This window comes from Roseovarius conchicola (genome assembly GCF_041403425.1).
Classification (GTDB): Bacteria; Pseudomonadota; Alphaproteobacteria; order Rhodobacterales; family Rhodobacteraceae; genus Roseovarius; species Roseovarius conchicola.
Map to the genome: position 1 here is coordinate 570,586 of NZ_JBGEHK010000003.1, position 21,468 is coordinate 592,053.

General features: G+C 56.3%; 18 protein-coding genes. 16 read left to right on the top strand and 2 right to left on the bottom strand.

Going from position 1 to position 21,468, the window contains the following annotated elements; genetic code table 11:
- Window positions 1-115: 115 nt before the first annotated feature.
- From V6N02_RS11975 to V6N02_RS11985, 3 genes are all read left to right on the top strand, one after another.
- Window positions 116-625, top strand: coding sequence for a phage tail protein (locus V6N02_RS11975; RefSeq protein WP_371225816.1), 510 nt, complete (start codon window positions 116-118; stop codon window positions 623-625).
- A 163-nt stretch (window positions 626-788) separates the two neighbouring features.
- Entirely contained in the window at window positions 789-989 is a 201-nt protein-coding gene (locus V6N02_RS11980) for a hypothetical protein (protein WP_371225817.1), read from the top strand.
- 225 nt (window positions 990-1,214) lie between these two features.
- Window positions 1,215-2,525, top strand: coding sequence for an ABC transporter substrate-binding protein (locus tag V6N02_RS11985; protein WP_371225818.1), 1,311 nt, complete (start codon window positions 1,215-1,217; stop codon window positions 2,523-2,525).
- On the opposite strand, the gene V6N02_RS11990 is transcribed toward V6N02_RS11985, so the two are convergent.
- Window positions 2,501-3,292: a FadR/GntR family transcriptional regulator gene (locus tag V6N02_RS11990; protein ID WP_371225819.1), complete on the bottom strand. Its 792-nt coding sequence runs from the start codon at window positions 3,290-3,292 to the stop codon at window positions 2,501-2,503. The two genes, V6N02_RS11985 and V6N02_RS11990, sit on opposite strands and share 25 nt — an antisense overlap.
- 450 nt (window positions 3,293-3,742) lie before the next feature.
- Here V6N02_RS11990 and V6N02_RS11995 point away from each other — a divergent pair, with 450 nt between their 5' ends.
- The 12 genes from V6N02_RS11995 to V6N02_RS12050 all read left to right on the top strand — a co-directional run bounded on the left by V6N02_RS11995 (window position 3,743) and on the right by V6N02_RS12050 (window position 18,918).
- The gene (locus V6N02_RS11995) at window positions 3,743-5,017 is read left to right on the top strand and encodes an ABC transporter substrate-binding protein (protein ID WP_371225820.1); all 1,275 of its coding nucleotides are present in this window, start codon (window positions 3,743-3,745) and stop codon (window positions 5,015-5,017) included.
- Between the two features lie 20 nt (window positions 5,018-5,037).
- Window positions 5,038-5,958, top strand: coding sequence for a branched-chain amino acid ABC transporter permease (locus tag V6N02_RS12000; protein WP_371225821.1), 921 nt, complete (start codon window positions 5,038-5,040; stop codon window positions 5,956-5,958).
- Entirely contained in the window at window positions 5,951-6,928 is a 978-nt protein-coding gene (locus V6N02_RS12005) for a branched-chain amino acid ABC transporter permease (protein ID WP_371225822.1), read from the top strand. Before V6N02_RS12000 ends, V6N02_RS12005 begins: the two co-directional genes overlap by 8 nt.
- Window positions 6,925-7,695, top strand: coding sequence for an ABC transporter ATP-binding protein (locus tag V6N02_RS12010; protein WP_371225823.1), 771 nt, complete (start codon window positions 6,925-6,927; stop codon window positions 7,693-7,695). The genes V6N02_RS12005 and V6N02_RS12010 overlap by 4 nt, the downstream gene beginning before the upstream one ends.
- On the top strand, window positions 7,685-8,392 hold the full coding sequence (locus tag V6N02_RS12015; RefSeq protein WP_371225824.1) for an ABC transporter ATP-binding protein: 708 nt from the start codon (window positions 7,685-7,687) through the stop codon (window positions 8,390-8,392). Before V6N02_RS12010 ends, V6N02_RS12015 begins: the two co-directional genes overlap by 11 nt.
- Window positions 8,358-8,969 (top strand): tetratricopeptide repeat-containing protein, encoded by a 612-nt coding sequence (locus V6N02_RS12020; RefSeq protein ID WP_371225825.1) that lies wholly within the window; start codon window positions 8,358-8,360, stop codon window positions 8,967-8,969. Before V6N02_RS12015 ends, V6N02_RS12020 begins: the two co-directional genes overlap by 35 nt.
- 92 nt (window positions 8,970-9,061) lie before the next feature.
- Window positions 9,062-11,248 (top strand): oxidoreductase, encoded by a 2,187-nt coding sequence (locus tag V6N02_RS12025; protein ID WP_371225826.1) that lies wholly within the window; start codon window positions 9,062-9,064, stop codon window positions 11,246-11,248.
- 77 nt (window positions 11,249-11,325) lie between these two features.
- On the top strand, window positions 11,326-14,511 hold the full coding sequence (locus V6N02_RS12030) for a heterodisulfide reductase-related iron-sulfur binding cluster (protein ID WP_371225827.1): 3,186 nt from the start codon (window positions 11,326-11,328) through the stop codon (window positions 14,509-14,511).
- A gap of 3 nt (window positions 14,512-14,514) precedes the next feature.
- Entirely contained in the window at window positions 14,515-15,480 is a 966-nt protein-coding gene (locus V6N02_RS12035) for an electron transfer flavoprotein subunit alpha/FixB family protein (protein WP_371225828.1), read from the top strand.
- Window positions 15,481-15,504: 24 nt separating this feature from the next.
- Window positions 15,505-16,608 (top strand): aminomethyl transferase family protein, encoded by a 1,104-nt coding sequence (locus tag V6N02_RS12040; protein WP_371225829.1) that lies wholly within the window; start codon window positions 15,505-15,507, stop codon window positions 16,606-16,608.
- Between the two features lie 88 nt (window positions 16,609-16,696).
- Window positions 16,697-18,073: a DMT family transporter gene (locus tag V6N02_RS12045; RefSeq protein WP_371225830.1), complete on the top strand. Its 1,377-nt coding sequence runs from the start codon at window positions 16,697-16,699 to the stop codon at window positions 18,071-18,073.
- Window positions 18,074-18,216: 143 nt separating this feature from the next.
- Complete coding sequence (locus V6N02_RS12050) at window positions 18,217-18,918, top strand: FadR/GntR family transcriptional regulator (RefSeq protein ID WP_371225831.1); 702 nt, start codon at window positions 18,217-18,219, stop codon at window positions 18,916-18,918.
- Window positions 18,919-19,515: 597 nt separating this feature from the next.
- Here the strand turns inward: V6N02_RS12050 and V6N02_RS12055 are convergent.
- Window positions 19,516-19,887 carry an XRE family transcriptional regulator gene (locus V6N02_RS12055; RefSeq protein ID WP_371225832.1) on the bottom strand — a complete coding sequence of 124 codons (372 nt, stop codon included), beginning with the start codon at window positions 19,885-19,887 and terminating at the stop codon, window positions 19,516-19,518.
- An 87-nt stretch (window positions 19,888-19,974) separates the two neighbouring features.
- Here V6N02_RS12055 and V6N02_RS12060 point away from each other — a divergent pair, with 87 nt between their 5' ends.
- Window positions 19,975-21,390, top strand: coding sequence for a recombinase family protein (locus V6N02_RS12060; RefSeq protein WP_371225833.1), 1,416 nt, complete (start codon window positions 19,975-19,977; stop codon window positions 21,388-21,390).
- The last annotated feature ends 78 nt before the right edge of the window (window positions 21,391-21,468 follow it).

Here is a 21,468-nt window from a genome sequence, read left to right on the forward strand (position 1 = left end):
TCTGTGCGCTGAGACACAGAATGTGACCGCGCCGGGGGCTAACTCTGGGGTTATCGGCAGGGCTCTCTCAGGTCAGGCCGATGTCATGATTTACACAGCTTACTGGAGACCTCAGATGGAACCGTTTATCGCGCAGATCATGCTGTTTGGTGGAAATTTCGCGCCGCGTGGATGGGCATTTTGTGATGGACAACTATTGCCAATCTCGTCCAATTCCTCGCTGTTCAGCATTCTCGGCACAACTTATGGCGGGGATGGACGCACCACCTTTGCCCTGCCGGACCTGCGCAGCCGGGTGCCGATGCATGCAGGCCACGGGCCGGGCCTGTCGTCACGCGAGATCGGCGATAAGGTTGGTGTCGAGGAGGTGACCCTCAGCACAGCCCAGATGCCGCCGCATGGCCACGAGCTCAATGTCCTGAATGCACCGGCAGATAATGATCGCCCGACGGGCGACCTGTTGGCCCGCTCTTCGATCTATTCGGCAACGACCACGCCGACCGTTGCGCTGAATCCAACCACGATCGCCGACACGGGCGGTGGGCAATCCCACGAGAACATGCAGCCGACGCTGTGCATCAACTACATTATCGCGCTGGAGGGCATCTTCCCGTCGCGGAGCTAGGGCGCACATTCATAAGCCACCGACGCATCCAGACGATTCCTGTTTCATTTGTTCCAGAGCAATAAGATGATGCGCCAGATGTGACCAGCTACGTCGTTGGGTGGCGGCGTAGCCACTTTCTGATGGACCTGCACGAAGCTCAGGTCAAAGCTGCCTCGGTAGAATGAGCATGCTTTGCGCCTTGCTGCCAATCGAAAGTGCGATGCGAACTGCAAATGTCCGTTCAGGTTCAGCAGACAAGCAACTTCCGCACTGCAGCGAAGCTTTGCTAGCTCGATCGAAAGGCTACGAGGGATTTCTCTCCCCTCTTGGCGCAGCAACGATGGTGATCCTCGGGCATTTTTTAGTTCGCTGCCTGACCTGATTGATTTTCTGATCCAACAGTTCTTGTTGCGAGCTGCGTTCGAGTAAAACGCCATTCTCGCACACACGTGGACGATATCCGAAGGTCGGCATCTCATGCCCCTGTAACATCGCAAATTCTTGAGGTACGACCCGGTTTACGTCGTAGGTGGGCCTCCGGTCATCATTGACTTTCAGCAATTCGACTGGAAGTCTCGCGAGGTAGTTTCCAGGATTTGGCTGTTTTATGAGCAAATACAGATTTGGTGCAGACCTTGCCTTGGCAGCGCGCTTGCCCAAAATTGATATGCTTGCCAAAGAAAAAGTGCGCATCGGGATACTCACTCCGTTAACGGGCGATTCATCTGCCTGGGGGCTTCCGGGGGTTGAAGGCTGTCGAATTTGGGCCGACCGTCTGAATGCCGAAGGGGGCATTCGCATCGGAAACCACCGACGTCTTGTCGAAATCGTCACATTTGACAGTGAAAACGATCCGGTTCGGGCGGTTGTCGGAGCGCGTTATCTGGTGCTTGAAAAGAATGTCAGCATCATCTTGATGCTTGGTGGTGACACAGTACCGGCGATCAGCCCGTTCCTGACCCGCAGCAAGATGCTGGCGACAACGTTGTTGCCCAGCGATCTGTCACCGGACACGCCCTATCTGATCGCGCCTTGTGAAGTGCACCCGATATACGTTGTGACGGGTGTGAACTGGCTGGAAAAGACGCGCCCGGACCTGAAAACCGTCGCGGTCTGCGCGCAGGAAGATGCGATGGGGTTGCCATCTCTTTCTACCTATCTGGCGGCATTTGAAGCGGCCGACATAGAAGTCACCTGCACCATCACCTATGATTGTCCCGTCGAAGATATGAATGCCATTGTCAAAAAGATGATGCAGTCAGACCCGGACATTTTGTGCTGGACGACATCTTATGAGCCATTCGTCCACGCTTTAACCGAAGCCGCGTATCGACAAGGGTTTTCCGGGCAAATCCTATCTTGTACCTGTGATAACTACCCAGAATTAATAGAGAAAACCAGCGCCGAATTTATGGAAGGCTTTGTGTTTCAATTCCCGGATTTCGATGATCCAGCGCTTGAAGATCCGAGAGTTAACTTCCGGCGCCCGCACGAGTTTTTCGAGGAGTTCAACCAACGCTTCCCCGGCGAATGGAGCGCGGTATCCTGGATTTATTGTTCAATCCTTGAAATGTGGCGGAACGCTGTGGAACGCATTCAAACCGTTGAACCACTTGCAGTTCTATCCGCGATCAAAATGGGCGGGTTTGCCCATAACGTATTTGGCGAAGCGCGCTGGTGGGGGAAAGAACTGTTTGGAATCGACCACGCGTTGGTCGGTTCATGGCCAGTGGTTGAGATCAGAGAGGGCAAGGCCCGGATCGTAGAAATCAGCCCTGTTCTCGATTGGTGGGACGAACACGGCGCGTTGCTGGTCAAATACATGCGCGAGTATGGGCAAATGTGGGATCAGTTGCTTGAACAGCAGGAGGCCAAGGCCGAATCCGCAATGGGTCAGGGGCCGCGCATCAAGTCCTGATGAAATTCTGCCAAGGATAGCTTGAGATTCTCGACAGCCGCTTCCATCTCGCGATTGCTGATGGCTTCACACAGGGATCTGTTCTGCAGCTTGTATTCCTTTATGCGCCCAGGTGTGAGTGATTTGCTCCGCTGGGCAGCCCAATCGGCATTTTGGTTCACGTGGTTGATCATTTTATAGACCACGATCAGCAACGGATTATGTGTCCCTTCGGCGATCTGCATGCGTAACGCATCGTCAAGCGCACAAAACCGCGCCCCGTCCACGGTGACCTGTTCGATCTCAGATTGAATATCATTCATCCTCTGAATGTCGCGAGATGTCATAGATAGGACGGCAAGCCTTGCCACTTCTGGCTCAATGATCGAGCGCACCACACCCAACTCGAGCGGGCTGGTGATTTCACCAATTTCTGTGAGGTTAACAACAGCGCCATTCAAGGTATCATCCGCAGGCTCGTTGTTAAATTCTGCGACAAGCGGCCGATAGCTTACAACCGATCCACTTCCGGGTATGCGTTCAATCACATCATATTCGCCCAGCAAGGCCAGGGCCTGGCGCACAGTGTTGCGTGACAGATTGAACGTTTCGCATAAAATGCGTTCCGCCGGCAGACGGGTGCCATACCGGAAATCTCCGTCAACTATGTTGGCAAAAAGGGTGTCTGCGAAGGCCCTTGCTTTGGGAGCAATAGGTTTTCTGATTTTTGTGTCCAGATTCCAAGGCGGACAATGAAAGTCATGTCTTGCATCCATATTTTTTGTCACCCTGTGTGCTGCTGCTGACTAGCCTCAAAGAGTTCCAGAATAGCAACCCTTCTATGCTGCCGAAATACGATTCGCTTTGGCTGGAACTCGACCATTTCTCACCCATCAGATCGGCCGATGATCTGAAAATGCAAGAGCCTCTGGTCGAAATTCAGTCTTATTTGCAAAAATCCTTCATTTGGGATGTTGCGCATTTTCAAGCACATCGCGGCGAATTTAGATACCAAAAAATACCAATTAAGTAAATTATGGGACAATTTTAGAGAATCATTGCCATATTGGTCTTTATTGGTAACCTTTTAGTAGGAATAAGGTCAATATTGGTGCACTTTTGGTAGATTTCTGTCTGGGTGTGTAAGCGGCCAAATACGAAGCCGGCATCAGCCTCCAAGACCTTTCTGCCCAAACAGTGGGCGCACAACATGGGAGAATAGAATGTTGAGAAACCTAATGAGACCGGGGCTCACTCGCCGTACGTTTCTGAAATCCACCGCAGCCGCAGCCACGGCCACCAGCCTTCCACGCCTGGCCCATGCCGCAGACAAGGTGATCAAGATTGGTTTCCTTGCTCCGCTGACCGGTCCGGTCGCGGCTTGGGGTAAGCCGGGGCTGGATGGCTGTGAAATCTGGGCCGAACGGGTGAATGCTGCAGGTGGCATCAAGCTGGCCGATGGCGATTACATGGTCGAGTTCGTGGGCTATGACAATGAATATGACCCTGCAAAGGCCCGCACCGGGGCCACCAAACTGATCCGCGAAGATGGCGTCAGCTTTATCATGATGCTGGGTGGTGATACCTGGCCCGGGGTACAGCCGGTGGCTGACAAGACCGGTATGCTGTTCTCGACTCTCCTGCCATCCGACCTGAGTCCGGACACCACCACATTGATTGCGCCGGCCGAGGTGCATCCGATCTACAATGTGACCGGCGTGGAATGGCTGGCCGAGAACAAGCCTGACCTGAAAACTGCTGTGATGTGTGCACAGGATGATGCATTGGGCCTGCCCTCGGTGGCGACCTATCTGGCGGCATTCGAGGCGGCGGGGATCGAGATGCTGGATGATCCGCTGCTGTTCGACCCGGCGACAACGGATTTTGCACCTGTGGTGACGAAACTGATCTCGGGTAATCCCGATATCGTCTGCCTGGACACCTGCTATTCCGATTATGTGCATCCGATTGCGGAGCAGCTGTTCCAGCAAGGCTACAAAGGTCAGATCATCAGCTGCACGGCGGATTTCTACGACCAGATGATCGAGAAAACATCGGAAGAGTTCATGGAAGGCTTTGTCTTCCAGTTCCCGGATTTCGATGACATGGCGCTCAATGCCGAAAACATCAATTTCGAAGATCCCAACGGTTTCTTCTTCGAGTTCAACAAACGTTTCCCCGGACAATGGGGCGCGGTGAGCTGGGAATATGCCTCGATCATGGACCTCTGGAAGGCCGCTGCGGAAAAGGCCGGATCGGCCGAACCGGATGCCGTGCTGGGAGCGATGAAAGATGGCAGGGGCAAACACGCCTTTGGCGATGCAGACTGGTGGGGCAACGAGCTGTTTGGCATCGACAATGCGCTGGTCGGCGACTGGCCGGTGGTCGCCATCGAGAGCGGCAAGGCCAGGATCAAAGAGTTCCGCAACATCCCTGCCTGGTACGACAAACACGGCGATCTACTGGTCAAACATATGAAGGCCTATGATCAGATGTGGGATCAGCGCGGCTGAATTGATCTCCCCAACTGGCGGTGCGGTCAGATATCTGCCGCACCGCATTTTCCAAGTTTCTGAAAGTCACCATGCTTGAATTGCTCTTACAAACCGGGCTCAACGCCCTCTATTCGGCCAGCTATATCTCGCTTGTTGCGGTCGGGCTTGTGCTGATCTTTGGCGTGATGGGGATCGTGAACTTCGCGCATGGCGAGTTGTTCATGGTCGGGGCCTATGTGGTCGTCGCCCTCTATTCCGGCTTCAAACTTCCCTTCATTTTGGTGGCGGCCATCGGTCTGGTTTTCGTCGGTTGCATCGGCCTGCTTATGGAGCGCACGATGTTTCGACCGCTCAAGACCAACCCTTTGGGTGGCCTTGTGGCCTCGATCGGGTTCCTGATGATCCTCCAGGCACTGGCGTCAATGGTTTTCGGGGTTCGTATGGCTTTTGTGCCCCCTGTCACGCAGGAGGTCATCCATTTCTCCGATAAGATTCACCTACCGATGCAACGCCTTTACGTCATTCTGGCCGCCTTCGGTTTTCTGAGTGCACTGTGGCTGTTTCTGACCAAAACCCGCTTCGGCTGGGCGCTGCGCGCAAGTGCACAGGACCCCGAAGCTGCCTCGTTGCAGGGAATTTCCATCAATCAGACCGCCAAGATTGCCATGTTCATCGGGGCGGCCCTGGCTGGGATTGCCGGGGCGCTGACCGCACCGCTGATCTCGGTCAATCCACATATGGGTCATTCGGTGATCATTGCTGCTTTTATCGTGGTGATCGTTGGTGGTGTGGGCTCGCTTGAAGGGGCGGTGGTGGCCTCAGCGGCCTATGCTTTTGTGCACACCTTCGTGACCACCTTCTGGGACGGTGTTGTGGCCGACATCACTGGCCTGTCGTTGATGCTGCTGGTTCTGATCATCAAGCCAACCGGCCTATTTGGGACTGCTGATCGTGCGTAATTTGCTGACATTCCTTCTTCTTATTGCTGCGCTGATTGCGCTGCCGCATGGTTTAAGTTTCTCGCAGCAGGAAATCCTGGTCTTTTTGACCATCAATATCCTGCTTGTGGTTTCCTACCGGCTGATGACCCTGACCGGGGAATGGTCGCTGGGCCATGTGGTGATCATGGGGGTGGGGGCCTATGCCTCGGCCTTGCTGACAAAGCGGCTGGGATTCTACGTGCCGGTCTCGATGATCCTGGGTGCGCTGATGGCCGGGTTTGTGGCCTTCCTTCTCAGCTTCCCGCTGTTTCGGATGAAGGGCTTTTACTTCCTCATTGGCAGCTTTGCCTCGGCCGAGATCATTCGCCTGCTGTGGAAACGCTTTCGCGACCCGTTCGGCGGGGCCAAGGGGATCAAGGGGATCGACCCGATGCCCGATTTCTCGATCGGGATTTATGACTTCGATTTCTTCGAACCGGTGAGCTACTACTACTTCGCTTTGGTCGTGGTGGCAGCCAGTCTGTGGATCCTGTGGCGGATCGAAAAATCCCTGGTGGGCATGACGTTCCATGCGGTGCACTGGCAGGATGAACTGGCACAGGCGTCGGGCATTGATGTGCGCCGCTACCGGACGTTGGCCTTTGTCCTAGCCTCAAGCTTTGCCGGGCTCTCGGGCGGGTTGCTGGCGCATTACATCGGCACAATCAATCCCAACAGCTTTGACGTCGAGGTCATGGTCTTTGTCCTGACCTGGGCCATCGTCGGTGGCACCGCGACTTTCTATGGGCCGATCCTCGGCTGCATTGTGCTGACCATTCTCAATGAAATTGTCCTGCGTGAAATGGGGTTCGAGCAAATGCGCCCGCTGATCTATGGCGCGATCATGATCCTGTCGATCCTGTTCCTGCCGGACGGGTTGGAAAGCCTGGTCAAGCGCGCGCAGACCGCCGTGAAACGCAAGCGTGTATCGCAGGAGGCCCGCTCATGACCGCTCCGTTGCTTCAGATCAAGGACCTGACGATGCGCTTTGGTGGACTGGTTGCCGTCGACGGGCTGAGCTTTAATGTTGAAAAGGGCACGATCCATGGGCTGATTGGCCCCAACGGGGCGGGCAAGACCACCACGTTCAACATGATCTCGGGTTACTACAAACCGACCGAGGGTGACATCATCCTGCGCGAGGAAAGCATCGCAGGCCTGCAGATGCACGAAGTGGCCCATCGCGGTGTCGTGCGCACCTTTCAGCATTCCACGCTCTTTGCCGAAATGACGGTGCTGGAAAACGTCATGGTGGGTACGCATATGGAATTTCCACCATCGATCTGGAACGCGCTGACCGGGCAGGATGCCCATGATCAGCGCGGCGCCAAGGCCAAGGCACATGAAGCGCTGGAATTCTTCGGCCTTATGGAGTTTCAGCACAATCTGGCCAGTGATCTGCCCCATGGTCATCAGCGGGCGCTTGGCATGGCGGTGGCGCTGGCCTGTCGGCCCGACATCATGCTGCTGGACGAACCCTTCACCGGCATGAACCCCGAAGAAACCAAACAGATGATGGAACTGATGAAAAAGCTGCGCAGCAGCGGCATCACCCTGCTGCTGGTCGAGCATGACATGCATGCGATCATGGGGCTGTGTGACTCCATCACCTGCATGAGCTTTGGCAAGTTCCTGGCCGAAGGCGGCCCGCAGGAAATCCGCAACCATCCGGCGGTCATCGAGGCCTATCTGGGAGGCGCGCGCCATGTTGCTTGAGATGAAAGGCGCCGCGGTTGATTACGGCCGGATCAGTGCGATCCGCGATATCTCGATCAATGTCGAGGACGGCGCGGTGGTGACCATCATTGGCGGCAACGGGGCGGGCAAAACCACGACCCTGCGCGCCATGTCGGGCCTGTCCAAACTGTCGAAGGGCGAAATCCTGTTCAATGGCGAGCGCATCGACCATCTGCCCGCCGACAAGATCGTTGGCAAAGGCATGGCACATGTCCCCGAAGGCCGCCGTATCTTTCCCGATCTGACGGTCGAGGAAAACCTGCGCACCGGTGCCTTTTTGCGCCGTGACAAGGACGCGGTTGAGGCCGATCTGGAGATGGTCTTTGGCAAATTTAAACGTTTGAAGGAACGCCGCACCCAATGGGCCAAGACCATGTCGGGTGGCGAACAACAGATGCTGGCCATCGGCCGCGCCCTGATGAGCGACCCCAAGATTCTGCTGATGGATGAACCCTCCATGGGCCTTGCGCCCGTCATCGTCGAGGAGATCGCCGTCATCATCGAAGAGATCAGCGCCCAGGGCATGACCGTCGTCCTGGTCGAACAAAACGCCGAGCTCGCCCTCGAACTCGCCGACTACGCCTACGTCCTGGAAACCGGAAACCTAGCCCTCCAAGGCCCCGCAAAGGAGCTCCACAACAATGAGCACGTCAGAGCCGCATACTTGGGGATCTAACCCAACCGATGCCGAAATGCAGGCCGCGCGCGCCGCCGGATGGGCGCGGGCCGATTTACATTGGGAGCGGTTGCAGGAAAAAGGCAATCTTGCGTTTGAAAGCGGTGATATCGCCCTGGCGGCTCAGGTCTGGCGACGTGCGTGGTGGATTGCAACCTTCAGGTTTACGGCCCTTGACCCGCGACGTGCCACTACGCTCGCCAATCTTGCCCTGCTTGACCGGCACGCTGGGCGTAAAACCCGTGCACGCCGCCGCTTTGCCAAGGCGCTCAGAATCTGGGGGGCAGCGCCGGATTTCATAGCCTCCATGCAGGTTACGCGCCGGGCACGCAGTTCGCTGTTCCATCTACGGATGGAGGCGCTGCACTGGGACACTTACGAGGACAACCTTCAAACCCGGTACAGGGCGTTTGCCGCTGAAACCGCCGGTGCCCTTGATGCCCTTGCACATGACGACCCGGTGAAATGCCGGCTCTTCGCCCGCTGGCGCGGGGAGAAACCTTCGATTTTTGACGACACCCGCAAGTTTCTTGCGGCGGCCCTGCTCGTGGGAGGTGGGGCCAGACAAAACAACTGAATGACTGCGCGCGAACAGAGAACAGGTTCCGGGGAAACCCAACCATCTCATTCAACGCCGGAATATTCCGGTCTGACCAAAGGAGTAGCCAGATGCCACGCAACCCTAAACACGATTGTCTGTTCGAGCCGATCAAGATTGGCCCGAAAACCCTGAAAAACCGTTTTTACCAGGTGCCGCATTGCATTGGTGCTGGCAGTGAAAAGCCCGGAACCCAGGCGGCCAACCGCGCCATGAAAGCCGAAGGCGGCTGGGGTGCCTGCTGCACTGAGTATTGCTCGATCGGGCCTGAATCCGATGACACACACCGTGTATCGGCGCGAATCTGGGACGAAGGCGATGTGATCAACCTGCGTCATTTGAATGACGAGTTGCACAAGCACGGCGCATTGGGGGGAATTGAAATGTGGGCCGGTGGCCAACATGCACCAAACCTCGAAAGCCGTGCCATCCCGCGTGGACCGACCAGCGGCGCATCCGAGTTTGAATACCTGACATATCAACACGAATGCGACGAAGATGACATCAAGGACCTGATCAACATGTATGCCGAGGCGGCCAAGCGCGCCGAGCAGGCCGGTTTTGATATCGTCTATGTGTATGGTGGCCATTCCTATCTGCCGCTTCAGTTCTTGTCGCCCTTCCACAACAAGCGGACGGACGGCTATGGTGGATCGTTCGAAAACCGTGCGCGGTTCTGGATTGAATCTCTGGCCGCAGTGAAAGAGGCCGTGGGCGACAACTGTGCCATCGCGACGCGCTTTGCCATTGATACGCTCTATGGCCCTGGCGGTGTCGAGACCGGCGATGACGGGCTCAAATTCGTCGAACTGGTTGCCAAGGAAGGCATTCTGGACCTCTGGGACGTCAACATCGGTGACATCGCCGAATGGGGAGAAGACGCCGGCCCGTCGAGATTCTACAAGGCTGGCCACCAATTGCCATGGACTGAAGAAGTTAAGAAGCTGTGCGACATTCCAGTGCTTGGGGTCGGTCGCGAAACCAGTGCCGACGACATGGCCGCGCGTCTGCAGTCCGGTCAGCTGGACATCATTGGCGCTGCGCGCCCGTCAATTGCCGACCCGTTCCTGCCGAAAAAGATCGATGAAGGCCGGATTGAAGATGTCCGCGAGTGCATTGGCTGCAACGTCTGCATCTCGCGCTGGGAAATCGGCGGCCCACCGATGATCTGCACCCAGAACGCCACGTCCAACGAAGAATACCGTCGTGGCTGGCATCCTGAGAAATTCAACAAAGTCGACACGGACGACTCGGTTCTGGTCGTCGGCGCGGGCCCGGCTGGCATGGAAACCGCACGCGTTCTGGGTGAACGCGGCTATGACGTTCACCTGCGTGAAGCCGGTGCCGAAGTTGGCGGTTGCGTCAACAACATCATGAAATACCCCGGCCTCAGCGAATGGGCGCGGCTGACGACCTACCGTCAGATTCAACTCGACAAGTTGAAGAATGTCGAGGTGCATACCGGTATTGGCGAAATGACTGCCGATGATGTGCTGGAATACGGAGCAGACAAGGTGGTGATCGCCACCGGATCGAAATGGTCGACCAACGGCACCAGCTCGGTGACCCATGATCCGATTGAGGGGTTGGATGCGTCACTTCCCTACATCTGCACGCCGGACCAGATCTATGAAGGTAAGGAAGTTGGCCAGCACGTGCTGATCCTGGATGCCGATGGGTACTATACCGGCGTGTCGATGGCTGAAATGATGGCCGACGCGGGCAAGGATGTGCAACTGATTACCTCGTTGGGATCGGTTGCGCCTTACAGCCACTTTACTCTGGAAGCGCCGAACCTTCATCGGATGATGTACGAGAAAGGCATTCACGAGAAAACCCTGCACTGGTGTGAAAAAGTCGAAGAAGGCGTCGCCGACATCTACTATCTCTTCCGTGACGGCTACAAACGCGACAGCGGGCCAACGCTTGGCAAGATGCCGCGCCGGGTTGGAACCGATGTGATCAAGATGGAGTTCGACACTCTGATCGCGATCACCGAACGGGTGCCGCAGGACAAGCTGTTCCGCGAGCTCAAGGAACGCAAATCCGAGTGGGAAGAGAACGAGATTCAGGGCGTCTATGCCGCCGGGGATTGCTACGCCCCGGGCCTGCTGGCCGATGCGATCTTCTCGGGTCACCGGATCGCCCGCGAGTTCGAGGCTGAGAACCCTCAGAAAGCGCAGCCATGGATCCGTGAACGTCAGATTTGGGGCCAGGAAACCTTCCCCAAGATCACCGATCGCGAAGTGCAGGGCTGAACCGCCCCCCTTGAACAAGCCTGGTGCGCTGGTGACGGCGCACCGACACCCTCACCATAATCAATAGGAAGACTCCGTTGGAAACCCGCGAACTTTTCTGGTCCCTGACCCACAACGCCGTCCTGGTGTTCTATGTCATAGGTTTCAGCGCGATTGCGATTTTCCTGTGGGGTTTTTGGCGTCATATCGCCAAGTACCGGCGTGGTGCACCGCACGCCTCTTTGGGCGGACTTGCCAATGGCATACGCCGCATGATCGGTGATCTTCTGACCCACAGAACCCTGAAAAGAAGGGATAAATACGCCGGGTACGCCCATATGGCCATTTTCTTCGGCTTCACGATTGCCTTTATTGGCACAGCGATCATCACGCTGGATTATGACATCGTCTATCCACTGTTCGGTGTACGTTTCTGGAAGGGCGATTTCTATCTTCTATTCAGCCTGATCGTGGATCTGGGGGGGCTGGTGCTGCTGATCGGGATCGCAATGATGATGTGGCGGCGTGCCACGTTCAATCTTGCCAAACTCGATTACATCCGCCGCTATCGCGGCGAGACAGAACTGCGTGAGCCGGCAAAGACATGGCGTCGTGAAGATTGGGGCTTCATGACGGTTCTGATGATCATCGTCCTTACGGGATTCCTGCAGGAAGCGGTGCGACTGTTTATGGAGCGGCCGGATTGGGCCATCTGGTCACCGGTTGGGCTGATGCTGGCCAACCTGTTTGCCGCTCTCGGCATGTCCGAGGCCACCGCCGCTTCGATCCGGGAGGCGAATTGGTGGATGCACGGCCTGTTGGCATTGGCCTTCGTCGCCTCAATTCCACAATACAAGGCCAAGCATATCATCGCTGTGCTCGGGTCACTATCGACGCGGACCGAAAAACCACTGGCCCGCCTCCCGCGCGAAGACGAGGATAAAGAAACCGCCGGTGTCGCCTGCATTTCCGACTTCTCGTGGAAGGACATGCTGAATTTCGACGCCTGTACCAAATGTGGGCGCTGTCACGAGGCCTGTCCTGCGCGCAACGCAGGTTTTCCGCTTTCTCCGCGCGATCTGATCCTTGATCTGCGTTTGCACAACGATGCGGCGCAAGGATGCCCCAGCGAAGGCATCGATCTGATCGGCGATGTGATCGACGCCGAAACCCTGTGGTCCTGCCGCTCTTGCGGGGCCTGCCAGGAAATCTGTCCGGTTGGCATCGAACATCCCGCCATGATCGTTCAGATGCGCCGCCAGCTGGTGGATCGTGGGGAAATGGATCCGCTCCTGCAGGGCACGCTCGACACGATTGCGTCGACTGGCAACAGCTTTGGCGAAAGCAGCCGCAAACGCTCGGCCTGGGCGCGCGAACTGGAGTTTGAAGTCAAGGATATCCGCGAGACCCCGGCCGAGGACCTGTGGTTCGTCGGCGATTATGCCTCGTTCGATCCGCGCAACCAGAAAGTCAGCCGCGCCTTTGCCTCTCTGATGAAGGCGGCTGGAAATGATTTTGCCCTGTTGCACGAAGGCGAACGCAATTCCGGCAACGATGTGCGGCGGGTGGGCGAAGAGGGGCTCTATGAAACCCTGGTCGAGGAAAACCTGGAAGCCCTGACCGGTGTGAAAGAGTTCAGCCGGATCATCACCACCGATCCGCACAGCTACAACACCATCAGGAACGAATACCCTGAATTCGGTCAGACGCCGCCGATTGAACATTACTCCTCGGTCCTGGCCGACCTGCTTCGCTCGGGGAAGCTCAAGGTCACCAAACCTTTGAACAGACGCGTGACCTTCCACGACCCCTGCCATCTGGGCCGCCTAAATGGGGGCTACGACGCCCCGCGCGAGGTGCTGGAGGCGATCGGCTGTACCATCATCGAGATGCCGCGCAACCGTGACAATTCCTTCTGCTGCGGGGCTGGTGGCGGGCGTATCTGGATCCCCGATCCGCCCGGAATTGAAAAACCCTCCGAGAACCGGATGCACGAGGCATCGTCACTTGGCGGGATCGACGTGTTTGTGACGTGCTGTCCAAAGGATCTGACCATGTTTGAAGACGCAAGAAAGACCTCCGGCCATGAAAGTGAATTCGTGGTGCAGGATATCGCAGAACTGGTGGCCGAAGCGGTCGAGCTGGAAAGCCTGACCCTGAAAGACCTGCCACCGATTGCCGACAGGCTGACCGATGCCATCGCCACCCGGATTGCCGAGGTTGTAGCCACCCGGCTGGACGAGGTGTTGGCCGCCAAACTGGCGGCTATCCCGGCTGCGCCCGTAGCCCCAGAACTTGCCCCGCCTCCGACACCTGAACCGCCCGAAGGGCCAGCGACATCAGAACCCGAAGCACCGTTGGCCAAGGCCCCCGTGCCTGAACCGGAACCCGAAGCACCAGCCCCGGTGACCCCGGTGGCCGACGCGCTGCCTGACCTGACCGTGATGGATTGGGACAATCCGGCACCTGTCGCGCCGGCTGATCTGGGCGGCTACACCGCCCCGGCCAAAGAAGGGCTGCGTGTTCTGGTTACGGTGAAACATGCCGCCAAGCTGGGCGATGAATACGAATTCACTGCCGATGGTTGCGACATTGTTGGTGACTATCTGGAGCATGATCTGAACGAGTGGGATGATGCTGCGTTGGAACAGGCCCTGCTGCTGGTCGAGGCCATCGGTGGCGGCGAGGTCATCGCTGTAAGCATCGGGCCCGAGGAATCTGAAAAGTCACTGCGAAAGGTTCTTGCCAAGGGTGCAGACCGCGCCGTGCGGGTCTGGGATGACCGGCTGGCAAACGCGGATCCGGTCACCATTGCCCGGGCCATTGCCGGAATCGCGGTCGCCGAACAACCCGATCTGATCCTGTCGGGCACGCAAAGTTCCGATCACGCGCATGGCTCCACCGGCACAGCACTGGCCCGCATCCTCGGGATGCCGCACGGGTCGGTCATTGCCTCGGTCGAATGGGACGGCGCGGGTGACATGACGGTCGTTCGTGAATTGGAAGGGGGCACGCGCCATGTGCTGACCATGCCGGCGCCCGCTGTACTAGCGATCCAGACCGGCACCAACACGCCGCGTTACGCCACCATGCGGATGATCAAACAGGCCAAGAAGAAACCGCTTGAAGTGGTGGACGGGTCTGCCCTGATCGACGGCGGTGGCGGGTATCGCGTGCGCAAGATGTACACGCCCGTGCAGGAAAAGGCGCAGATGCTGGAAGGTACCGCCGAGGAAGTTGCCGAACAGATCGCAACACTCATTCGCGAGAAGAAAGGGGAATAAGCCATGCCGGGAATTCTTGTTGTTGCTGAACAGCTTGACGGTGTCCTGAAGGATATCTCGGCCGAGCTTGTCGGGGCCGCCACCACAATCAAAGAGCAGGTCGGCGGGCCGGTGCAGGTGCTGGTGATCGGAACTGATCCTGACGCGCTCTCCAACGGGGTGAACCTTGAAGGGGTCGATGAGATCCTGACCGTGACCACCCCGACCGATCACTTCGATCCGTTGGTCTATGAAGAGGCGATCGTAAGTGCCGGAGGCCAAAGTAAACCTTCGGTGGTTCTGATCGGCCACACCGCCAGCGGCATGGCTTACGGGGCGGCGGTTGGCGCGCGACTTGGGTCGGGCTTTGCCAGCGATGTGTTCATTCTGGGGCATGACGGGGATGAGTTGATCGCAACCCGCTCGGCCTATGGCAACAAGGTCGAGATGGAGATGGGCTTTTCCGGCAAAGGCGTCGTGGTTCTGACCCTGCGAGGCGCCACGTTTATCCCGCCCGAGGCCGCAGGATCGGCCAGCGTCACACCCATTGATCTGGATGTGACCACCATCGAAGGCGCCTCAACCCATGTGGAATATCAAGAGGCACCACCGTCGGATATCGACATCACCAAGGCCGATTTCATCCTGTCCGTGGGCCGCGGCATTCAGGATCAGGACAACCTGCCAAGGTTCGAAGCGTTGGCCGACAAGGTGGGGGCCACATTCGGATGTTCGCGCCCCATCGTCGACAGCGGCTGGTTGCCCAAACCACACCAGGTGGGGCAGTCAGGCAAGGTAGCCTCGAATTGCCAGCTTTACGTGGCGCTGGGGATTTCCGGTGCGGTACAGCACCTGTTTGGCATGAAACATGTCGATACGATCATCGCGGTCAACACGGACCCCGATGCCCCGATTTTCAACGTCGCAACCTATGGCACGACGGTCGATCTCTTTGAGCTGACCGACGCGCTTGAGCGTCATTTCAACTGAAGATGAAACCAAGGAGGACTACACATGGCTGATGAAGTTACACGCCATTCAGTGCTGGAAAGCCGTCACCGCGCACTGGGATCGGACCTGGGCGAATGGAACGGGATGGATGTGGCATGGGAATATGCCAGCAACCCGGAAGATGAACACGATGCGGTGCGCACCGCCGCGGGTCTATTTGACGTCTCGGGCCTGAGAAAGATATTCGTGCGTGGCCCCGATGCGCTGGCGGTGGTCGACCATGTCATCACCCGCGACATGACCAGGATCGGCCCGGGCCGTTCAGCCTATGGGCCCAACCTGACTGAAGACGGAACGATCTGCGATGACGCGATCATCTTCAATCTGGGGGCCGACGAATATCTGGTCGTGCACGGATCAGGCCAGTGCATGAAGCGGCTGCAAGAATCCGCTGAAGGCAAGGACGTCACCATCGAGTTTGATGATGATCTGCACGACATCTCGTTGCAGGGGCCGAAATCCACCAGCTTCCTGACGGCGCATACACCCGCCGATCTGGAAAACCTCGGCTACTTCCACCAGGTCAAAACCGAGCTGTTTGGTCATCCGGCGATCATCTCGCGTACCGGGTATTCCGGCGAACGCGGATACGAGATTTTCTCGCGCGCCGAACATATCGCCGATATCTGGGACCAGATTGTCGAAAAGGGTGCCGAGGTTGGCATCATGCCTTGTTCTTTCACCTGCCTCGACAAGATCCGCGTCGAAGCGGGCCTTCTGTTTTATCCCTATGACATGACCGAAGAAAACACCCCTTGGGATGTCGGGCTGGGATGGGCCGTTTCCAAGGTCAGTGATTATCGCGGCAAAGAGGCCGCCATGGCCTCGAAGGGGAAGGAAAAGATCGCTGTCGTGACACTGGATATCGACCATGGCGAGGCGCTGGAAGGTGGTGAAAAACTGCTGATTGGCGGTCAGGAGGTTGGCGTTGTCAACTCGCCCGTTTATTCGCACCGGATGGGTAAATCGCTGGCATTGGGCCACATCACGCTCGCCAATTCCGCAGCAAATACATCTGTTCAGGTGGAAGGCGATGGCGTGTCCACAACAGCCGTGATTGCCGAAACGCCGATCTACGATCCGCAGAAATCTAATACCCATTCCTGACGGGGCGAGAGGCCTTAGCAAGAAAACCCGTGCGCCTGCCTGAAAAGCCGGGCGCGCGACCCGACACTCCAACCAGCAGGAGATTGCTGTGAGCCAAATTGAACAAGCCCGCGCCCGGCACAAAACGCTCAGCGTGCGCTGGGGCTATATCTGGGCCCTGTGGTGCGCGGTGTTCTGGGGGGCATGGTACCTGCCCGGCACCGCCGTTTGGAGCGCTCCCCCATTCTCGTCGATGAGCTTTGAAACCACCGATGAATTTCTGGTAGCAGCCGCGGTCATAACAGCGATGAACGCCTTAGGCGTATTGCTGTTCCTGTTGTTATGGCTCGCTTCGCTTGAAAAACTCGGAGAGTTCTTCAGAACCTTCCGCCAATTCAGAAAAGTCTCTGTCTGGTTCTTTTTGGGGGCCATTTTTGGCGGCCCCTGCGCCTTGTTCGGGTCATATCTAGCCATCGGTTTTGTCGGCCCGATCTTTGCTGCCGTTGCGGCGCTTTTATACCCGATCGTAGGCGCAACCTTGGCGCGGCTTTGGTACAATGAAAACATCACCCTTCGCGCTGCCATGGGCATTCTGGTCATTGTTATCGGCGGTGTATCAATATTTGCACCCGGCATTGCCGGGGAAAGCGCCTCGGCCAGTGATCTTGTCTGGCTGGGTTATCTTGGGGGTGCGATGGCCGCGTTTGGCTGGGGGGTCGAAGGCGCGGTGGCGGGCCGTGCGTTGGACATCACCGACCCCGATGTCGGCATCACCATCCGGTTCGCAGCCGAGGTGATTTACTGGATATTCCTTCTGTTGCCTGCCATGGCATTCTTCTTTGAAACCCCGGTTTACGAGGTTGCCCGGGCCACATTCAATTTCTGGGCCGTGCTTTGGCTGTTATTGGCCGGGCTATCTTTCGGGTTCTGCTATGTGGCCTGGTACAAGTCCTTCCCCCTGATCGGGGTTGGTCGCGGTCAGGCCATCGGCGCGCTTTATGGTGTGTTTGCGGTGATCTTCCTTGCACTATTCGCTTTCCAGTTTCCCGACTGGAACTTCCTGCTGGGCCTCACTCTGACAGTGTTAGGCGGGTTTCTTATGGTCACAGAATCCGCCGATGTTGTCGAAGTTGTCCGCACCCCCACCGGGCAGGACGAACCGATATTGGAAACCCACCACCCGGACTCAGATTACAGTCATCTGCATATGAAAGGGTTTGTGCTTCGCCTGCTGGCCGATGCCGAAAATCGCGGTCTTTGGGATTATGAGATCATGCAGCAGGTTTTTGAAAAGTATCATCGCAGCAGCGACTATTGGAAGGGTGAAATCCGCGCGACGTTGACCGACCTCTATTCCGGCGCGCTCATCGAGGAAATGGAAGATGACCTCGATGACGGCCGTCACTTTGGGGAGAACAAGATCCTGATGAAATTCCGGATCAGTCGCTTTGGTGTCGAACGCATGGCCGAAACGGGCCTTTACTGAGCACAAGGAGTGCCACCATGTCTGATTTCTGGGGTTTTGAAGGGGCACATATTCTGGCCATCGTGATGATTGTCGTTCTGGGATGTGCCTGCCTTTACACGGCGCGCAATTGGGGCAAAAAACTCTGACCGGAGGCCGGAACGATGAGGCTGGCAGATAGAAAATGGCGCTACATTGTCTCGCAGCTCAAGCGGTCTTTCACGAATGGCGAGCTTGCTCTGAACGACCGCCTTCCCCCGGAAAGAGAGATGTCGAAAACCTTTGGTGTTTCTCGTGGTACCATTCGAAAAGCGCTGATCTATCTTGAAGAACGAGGGCTTGTTGAAATCCGCCCAAACAGCGGGAGCTATGTCATCGCGACGATTGATGGCGATGATCCCTCAAAAACAAATATCGCTTCGCCGCTGGAACTTATGGAAGCCCGTTACGCGCTTGAGCCATATATATGCATGTTAGCAGTCCTTCACGGGCGATATGAGGATTTTGAAGGTATCTCGTTTCTGTGCGAAGGCATGGACAATTGCGGGAACGACCTGAGAAAGTTTGCAGAGTTAGACATCGAGTTTCACCAGTCCATCGTCAAGTGCACACATAACAGCCTGCTGATCGAGATGGTTGAAAAAATAGGTGACATAAGGCGGACAGAAGAATGGATGCTGACGCGGTTGCAGATATTGGATGCCGGGAAAACCAAAGCGCTCAACGAGCACCATCGCAGAATATTAAGCGCTATCATGAGACGGCGTGCCGATATGGCGGCCAGCGCTATGAGAAAGCACCTGGAGGTCGCACGAATGCTGTTAATTCGCTCTGACGAATGCTGGGAGGTTCTCCCCATCAAGTAAGTAAGTGTCCATAGTCAATGAGAGCCGACCGGTCGCCCAAGACTTCCGCTGTAAACGCGATGATGCAAAAAGCCGCCATTGGAAAAATAAGGTGAATGTCGAGTTTGTCCGCGTTGCCGACATTGAAAGCGTACAGATTCTGCGCGTGCAGAGAATGGCCGCTGTCATGGGCCGCCACTCAGCATCGCGATGCGGGCGGGAGGGCAAAAACCCTCAGAAACCGGAACCTCGTTACGCCAGTGAAGAACTTAGCCCGGGATTTATGAAGCCCATCAACGCGCGCGGGAATGGGGTTGGATCGTGGACCGACACAAAGTGGTTAATTTCCGCATCTGCAAACCGGAAAACACGGTGCTATTTGGCAACACGAAGACGGTTACGCTCCCCCATATGTCCCCCAAACCAAGTAGCCAAATATGTAAGGGGTGCGGAAAATAGTCTTAGCTATTATGTGAAATGACACGAGATCTTTCCTTTTTCGATATCTTATCTGTTTGATTTATAAAAACTATTAGAAAGTTCGCCGACTACAGTTTTTCCTTTTTCGACAAAGCTTTTTTCCACTGCAAGAAAACCATTAAATATCCAGGTTCCGGGTTAATTTTCACTTTGTGATACACATACTTCATCAAGCATTTTCAGAACCTCTACCAATTCACGCCTGACAATCCGCACGCGCTCCATCGCCAAAGCTTCATTGCGCCCAGCCAACCCCAGAATCGCATCCAACACAGCGTCCGAGTGCTTCATCAAACCAATCAAATGCTCACCACTTGGGCCGTATGAACCGGCTATCCAGTTCTTTGCGGTCCTTTCGCTTACTCCTGTCCACTTTATCGTTGCTTTCGCCGCCCGGCCCGCGCCTCCCAGTTCATAGGTCAGCGCAGACCTAACTGCCTCTCGATATTCTACAGCCGAAACCAGATCTTGGCTGCCTCCATGGAAGATGTTGCCCTTTTTATGAAACATGTTTCCGTCTCCCTTCCGATAAGTTCGTGAAAGGAATCGCAGAACAGCTGCGCAAAATTACGAATTTGAATATGGAGGGCCACGTCATTGAGTTGGCCAAATAACAAATCAGACGGAGACAAACGCCGGAACGCAGCCCAATACGTTCGTATGTCGACCGAGCACCAGCGATACTCGACCGAAAACCAGGCCGACGCTATCCAACGCTATGCCGATGAACGCGGCTACCAAATTATCCGAACCTATTCTGATGCAGGCAAAAGCGGATTGAGAATTCAAGGCCGCGCAGGCCTATCGCAATTGATCGACGACATCGAAACTGGTCAGACCGAATTCGGAACTGTTCTCGTTTACGATGTCAGCCGTTGGGGGCGCTTCCAGGACGCGGATGAAAGCGCCTATTATGAGTATATCTGCAAGCGCGCTGGCATTTCAGTCGAGTATTGCGCCGAGCAATTCGAAAACGACGGAAGCCCCGTTTCCACCATTGTGAAAGGCGTCAAGCGCGCGATGGCTGGCGAATACAGTCGCGAGCTGTCGCAAAAGGTCTTTGCAGGCCAGCGCCGACTGATTGAGTTGGGCTACCGGCAAGGCGGCGCACCTGGGTTCGGGCTGCGGCGCATGTTGATCGATGAAGCCGGTCGTACCAAGGGCATTCTGTCGCGAGGTGAGCACAAGAGTATTCAAACCGACCGGATTACGCTTGTTCCGGGTCCGGCTGATGAAGTCGCTATAGTAAACCAGATCTTCTTGAGGTTTGTGAATGATTGTTGGTCTGAAGCTGAGATTGCGTCAGACCTGAACCGACGCGGCATCCGAACTGATCTGGATCAGGATTGGTCACCGGCGGTTGTTCGCCAAATTCTGACCAACGAAAAATACATCGGGAATAATCTCTGGAACCGCAATTCCTTCAAACTCAAGAAACGCCATGTCCGGAATGATCCGGAAAATTGGGTCCGCGCTGTTGGTGCCTTTGAAGCAATTGTTGACGCCAACCTGTTCAACGCTGCAGGAGCAATTATTGCAGCCCGTTCCCATGTGTTGTCCGACGATGAAATGCTGGATCGGCTGAACGAGGTTTTGGAGGAAAACGGGTATCTCTCGGGCTTTGTCATCAATGAAGCGCCAAAGCTTCCATCAAGCGGGGCCTATCAGAACAGATTTGGTAGTCTGTTGCGTGCTTACAGCCTCGTCGGCTTCAAGCCTGACAGAGATTACCGATACATTGAGATCAACAGACGATTGCGCGGCCTGCATTCCGACATCGTCCGGGACATCATCGCCGGGGTCGAAGCCGTTGGCGGAGACGTCGCTCAAAGCCACAATGCAGATACTCTCATCATCAACGACGAGTTCACCGTTTCCATTGTCATCGCACGCTGCATGCAAACAGGCGCGGGTGCGTATCGCTGGAACATTCGCCTGAGCACCGGCCAACTTCCGGACTTGTCCATCGTGTCCGTCGTCAGGGATTTTGGGACAGATGGCGGCCTGAGCTAAGAGAGGGTCTGGCGCATCTGGTTGTTGTGATTATGCGGCGGATTTGCGGTGGAGCAAGCGTCGCGTTTCGATGGTCTT